General features: G+C 63.6%; 3 protein-coding genes. 1 reads left to right on the top strand and 2 read right to left on the bottom strand.

From position 1 onward, the window contains the following. Window positions 1-180: 180 nt before the first annotated feature. Window positions 181-2,478, bottom strand: coding sequence for a DNA topoisomerase IV subunit A (gene parC, locus GTP46_RS28945; RefSeq protein ID WP_161010091.1), 2,298 nt, complete (start codon window positions 2,476-2,478; stop codon window positions 181-183). Window positions 2,479-2,745: 267 nt separating this feature from the next. Then, window positions 2,746-4,743, bottom strand: coding sequence for a DNA topoisomerase IV subunit B (locus GTP46_RS28940; protein WP_161010090.1), 1,998 nt, complete (start codon window positions 4,741-4,743; stop codon window positions 2,746-2,748). A gap of 210 nt (window positions 4,744-4,953) precedes the next feature. On the opposite strand from GTP46_RS28940, the gene GTP46_RS28935 reads away from it, so the two are divergent. Next, window positions 4,954-5,289: a hypothetical protein gene (locus GTP46_RS28935; protein ID WP_161010089.1), complete on the top strand. Its 336-nt coding sequence runs from the start codon at window positions 4,954-4,956 to the stop codon at window positions 5,287-5,289. The last annotated feature ends 90 nt before the right edge of the window (window positions 5,290-5,379 follow it).

The following is a 5,379-nucleotide window of genomic DNA, read 5'->3' as shown; positions in this document are numbered from 1 at the left end:
CGCAACCTCGGCATACGTACTTTTACCTGATAGGCACTGCTTTACTACCGATAGCTTCAAGCGCTCATTGAATTTGGTCATTAAAAAACCCCAAGAGTTGGTGTCCAACTCTTGGGGTTCAGTTCACCATGCCTGTCTTTTTTTTTGTGCTGCGCGGCCGCGTGGGCCGCAATGCCGGCTTTAAACGATCGGCACCAGGCCGGTTGGCTTGATCTTGGTCGCCAGCTCCTTGCCCTTGCGCGCGCGTTTGCCGAAGTGGACTGCCAGCGCCGATGCCGACAGTTTCTCTTCCTGCGCCTTGCCTGCGCGTCCGGTGCCAAACACGGTTACGCCTTTCTGGCTGATGGGCTTGGCCGCCAGCAGCGTTTCTTTGTCGGCCAGTTCCATCAGGATCACGCCGCGGCCGCCGTTGGTCAGCACTTTCATCTCGTCCATGCCGAACACCAGTACCCGCGCGCCCGACGACAGCACGGCTACTGCGCTGGCGGTATCCGGGATGACGGTCGGCGGCAGCGGTACGTCGCCGTCGTCCAGCGTGATGAAGGACTTGCCGCCCTTGATGCGGCTGACCATGTCGCCAGCCTTGGTCTCGAAGCCGAAACCGGCGCTGGTGGCCAGCAGCAGGCGGGTGGCGGCGGCGCCGGCGAAGTAGTGCAGTACCCGCGCGCCTGGCGCCAGGTCGATCAGGGTGGTGACCGGCACGCCGTCGCCACGCGCGTTCGGCAGCGCCGCTACCGGCACCGAGTAGACTTTGCCGTTGCTGCCGAAGGCCAGCAGGTTGTCGACCGTGCGGCATTCAAACGCGCCGTAGATTGCGTCGCCGGCCTTGAAGGTGAACTGGGTCGCGTCGTGGCCGATGCCAGTACGGGCGCGGATCCAGCCCTTTTCGGAGATGATGACGGTGACCGGTTCGTCCACCACTTTCTGTTCCACCACGGCTTTCTGCGCTTCTTCGATCAGGGTGCGGCGCGCGTCGCCGTAGGTTTTGGCGTCGGTCTCGATTTCTTTGATGATGGCGCGCTTCATCGACGCTGGATTGTCCAGCAGGTCTTGCAGCAGTTGCTTCTCTTTGCGCAGCTCGGCCAGTTCCTGTTCGATTTTGATCGCTTCCAGGCGCGCCAGTTGGCGCAGGCGGATTTCAAGAATGTCTTCGGCCTGGATTTCGGACAGCTTGAAGTGGGCGATCAGCGCCGCTTTCGGTTCGTCCGAATTGCGGATGATGTGGATCACTTCATCGATGTTCAGCAGGATGGTCTGGCGGCCTTCCAGAATATGGATGCGGGCGTCGACCTTGCCCAGCTTGAACTGGGTGCGGCGGGTGACGGTGGCGAAGCGGAAGCTGATCCACTCTTGCAGGATGTCGCTCAGGCCTTTCTGGCGCGGACGGCCATCGCCGCCGATCATCACCAGGTTGATCGAGGCCGAGGATTCGAGCGAGGTATGCGCCAGCATCATCAGCATGAATTCGGTCTGGTCCTGGTTTTTCGATTTCGGCTCGAACACCAGGCGCACCGGCGCCGCGCGGCCCGATTCGTCGCGGATGGTGTCGAGCGAATTCAGGATCAGCGATTTCAGCGCCAGCTGTTCCGGCGACAGGGCTTTCTTGCCTAGCTTGATTTTCGGGTTGGTCAGTTCTTCGATTTCTTCCAGCACCTTTTGCGACGAGGTGCCCGGTGGCAGTTCGGTCACCACCGCCTGCCATTGGCCGCGCGCCAGTTCTTCGATCTTCCAGCGCGCCCGCACTTTCATCGAGCCGCGGCCAGTGGCGTACATGTCGGCGATCTGCGATGGCGGCGTGATGATCTGGCCACCACCCGGGAAGTCCGGGCCTGGCACCAGCGCCATCAACTCGCTGTGGCTGATTTTTGGATTGCGGATCATGGCGACGGCAGCTTGCGCTACTTCGCCCAGGTTGTGCGACGGGATTTCCGTCGCCAGGCCGACCGCGATACCGGAGGCGCCGTTCAGCAGCACCATCGGCAGGCGCGCTGGCAGCAGGCATGGTTCTTCGGTCGAGCCGTCGTAGTTGGCCTGGAAGTCGACCGTGCCGAGGTTGATTTCGTCCAGCAGGACTTTGGCGATCGGCGTCAGACGCGCCTCGGTGTAGCGCATCGCTGCAGCGCCGTCGCCGTCGCGCGAGCCGAAGTTGCCCTGGCCGTCGATCAGCGGATAGCGCAGCGAGAAGTCCTGCGCCATGCGTACCATGGCGTCGTACACCGACTGGTCGCCGTGCGGGTGCAGCTTACCGAGCACGTCACCGACCACGGTGGCCGATTTGCGCGGCTTGGCGGCGCTGTTCAGGCCCATTTCGTTCATCGCGTACAGGATGCGGCGCTGCACCGGCTTCTGGCCGTCGCAGACGTCGGGCAGGGCGCGGCCTTTTACTACCGAGATGGCGTAGTCGAGGTAGGCGCGTTCGGCGAAGGTGGACAGGGTCAGTGCGTCGCCGCCGTCGCCATTGTCGCCGCCGCCGAACATGCCGCCGTCGTCGCTGCCGCCGCCATTGCCGCCATTGTTGCCACCGCCGCCGCTGTCGCCGGCACCGCCAGCGCCAGCGCCAGCGCCAGTATCGTCGCCGGCACCGCCATCGGCGGCGGCAGGCTGGGCCTCGGCCTGGATGTCTTGCGCGACTGCTTCAGGTGCTGCTGCCGGTGCGGCTTGTGCTTCGGCCGTCGCGTCGGCTGGCGCCTGCTGCGACGCCGGTTCGTCAAAGAGATTTGCTTGAGTCATAGTTCGGTTCTAGATTTAGATATCTGCTTCGGCTTCGTTGCCGTGTTCCTCGATCCAGGCGCGGCGCGCAGCCGCTTCGCCTTTCCCCATCAGCATATTGAAGCGGGCCGCCGATTCGTGCAGGCCAAAGCCGCCCAGCGCCACCGGCAGCAGGCGGCGGGTGTCCGGATTCATGGTGGTTTCCCACAGCTGCTCGGCGTTCATCTCGCCCAGGCCCTTGAAGCGCGAGATCGACCACGCGCCTTCTTTCAGGCCATCTTTGCGCAGCTTGTCCTCGATGGCCACCAGCTCGCCGTCGTCCAGCGCGTACAGCTTCTGGATCGGCTTCTTGCCGCGCGCCGGCGCGTCAACGCGGTACAGCGGCGGACGGGCGATGCAGATATTCCCATTGGCGATCAGCGCCGGGAAGTGGCGGAAGAACAGGGTCAGTAGCAGTACCTGGATGTGCGAGCCGTCAACGTCCGCATCAGAGAGGATGCAGATTTTGCCGTAGCGCAGGCCGGACAAATCCGGCGTGTCTTTCGGCGAGTGCGGATCGACGCCGATCGCCACCGAAATATCGTGGATCTCGTTGTTGGCGAACAGGCGGTCCTTGTCGGTCTCCCACGAGTTCAAGACCTTGCCGCGCAGCGGCAAAATCGCCTGGAATTCCTTGTCGCGGCCCATCTTTGCCGAGCCACCCGCCGAGTCACCCTCGACCAGGAACAATTCGGTGCGCTCGATGTCGGTCGATTCGCAGTCGGTCAGCTTGCCCGGCAATACGGCCACGCCGGAGGATTTCTTCTTCTCGACTTTTTGCGCCGAACGCAGGCGCGATTGCGCTTGCTTGATTACCAGCTCGGCCAGTTTCTTGCCGTAGTCGACGTGGTGGTTGAGCCACAGCTCCAGTGCCGGCTTGGAGAAGGTCGACACCAGGCGCACGGCGTCGCGCGAATTCAAACGTTCCTTGATCTGGCCCTGGAATTGCGGGTCCAGCACCTTGGCCGACAGCACGAACGAGGCGCGCGCAAAGACGTCTTCCGGCAGCAGCTTGACGCCTTTCGGCAGCAGCGAGTGCATCTCGACGAAGTTTTTCACCGCGCCGTACAAGCCTTCGCGCAGGCCCGATTCGTGGGTGCCGCCGTTCGGCGTGGGAATCAGGTTGACATACGATTCGCGCACGATGGCGCCTTGCTCGGTCCACGCCACCACCCACGACGCGCCTTCGCCCTCGGCGAAGCCTTCGGCGTCCGGGCTGGCAAATTGCTCGCCTTCGAACAGCGGGATCAGGGTCTCGCCGTCGGTCGCTTGCGCCAGCGCTTCGGTCAGGTAGCCGCGCAGGCCATCCTTGTACTGCCAGGTTTGCGATTCGCCGGTCTTGGCGTTATTCAGCGTGACCGTCACGCCCGGCAGCAGCACTGCCTTGGAACGCAGCAGGCGTTGCAGCTCGGTTGGCGAGATGGCCGAGGAGTCAAAATATTTGGCGTCCGGCCAGGCGGTAACGCGGGTGCCGGATTTCTTGCCGTCGCGCGGCGCCACCACGGAGGACAGCGGTTCAACCACGTCGCCGTTTTCAAACACCAGGTGGTGCAGGCCGGTGCCGTTCGGCTCCTTGCGCCACACCGTGATTTCCAGGCGCTTGGACAGCGCGTTGGTGACCGAGACGCCGACGCCGTGCAGGCCGCCGGAGAAGGCATAGGCGCCGCCGCTGCCCTTGTCGAATTTGCCGCCGGCGTGCAGGCGGGTGAAGACGATTTCCACCGTCGGCACGCCTTCTTCCGGGTGCAGGCCGACCGGGATGCCGCGGCCGTCGTCTTCGACGGTGATGCTGCCGTCGGCGTTCTGGGTGACGATGATGGTGTTGCAATTACCGCCCAGCGCTTCGTCGGCGGCATTGTCGATCACTTCCTGGATGATGTGCAGCGGATTCTCGGTGCGGGTGTACATGCCCGGGCGTTGCTTGACGGGCTCCAGGCCCTTGAGGACGCGGATGGATGATTCGCTGTAGTCGGAAACGGGTTTTTTAGTGGCCATACGAGCAAGCTTGTTTTCTTGATACTGGGTTTATGTACAGTTCATGCATTGTTTGCGTATTCTATCCTCAACTGCGCAAACTGCGCGGCAAAAATTGCGCACTGCGCAATTTATACACGATGTTTACAACGCCGCCCCGCCTTTTTAGACCGTTTTTACGGCCTGCCCGCTAAGCTTTCCGGTATCGAAACGCTACCCCGGAGGTCTGTCATGCACGCCTTTTTCCACACCAAAGCTGCGCAACGCCGTTCGCTATGGGCCGCCGCCGACCGCGCGCGGCCGCCGCGCCCGTGCCTGATGTTGCTCACCGTGGACGCGGCGGCGCTGACCGAGTTGCGCGCGCTGGTGATGCGCACCTGCGGCGATGCGATGGAATTCATGCGGGTGGAAGCCTGCGACCACGGCACCCGCGCCAAGGTCTGGCTGTGCCTGTCGCGTTCTCTGGCCGGGCAGGTGATGCTGGCGGTGATGCGCGCCTTGCCGGGCGCGGAATTCGGCCGCATGACGGCCTTGGCGTCGGCGGCGGCCGGGCGGGGGCTGGCGTGATTGTCACCATCGCTAGCGCCGGCGGCGCGGCCGGGCAGGCCATCGTCGCCAACAACCTGGCCTTGCTGCGGGCCCGTGCCGGACGCCGCG

It is taken from the genome of Duganella flavida (assembly GCF_009857445.1).
In the GTDB taxonomy this organism is placed as follows: domain Bacteria; phylum Pseudomonadota; class Gammaproteobacteria; order Burkholderiales; family Burkholderiaceae_D; genus Rugamonas; species Rugamonas flavida.
The sequence above is the reverse complement of the archived record's forward strand: the minus strand, read 5'-3'. Positions and strand labels throughout refer to the sequence as shown.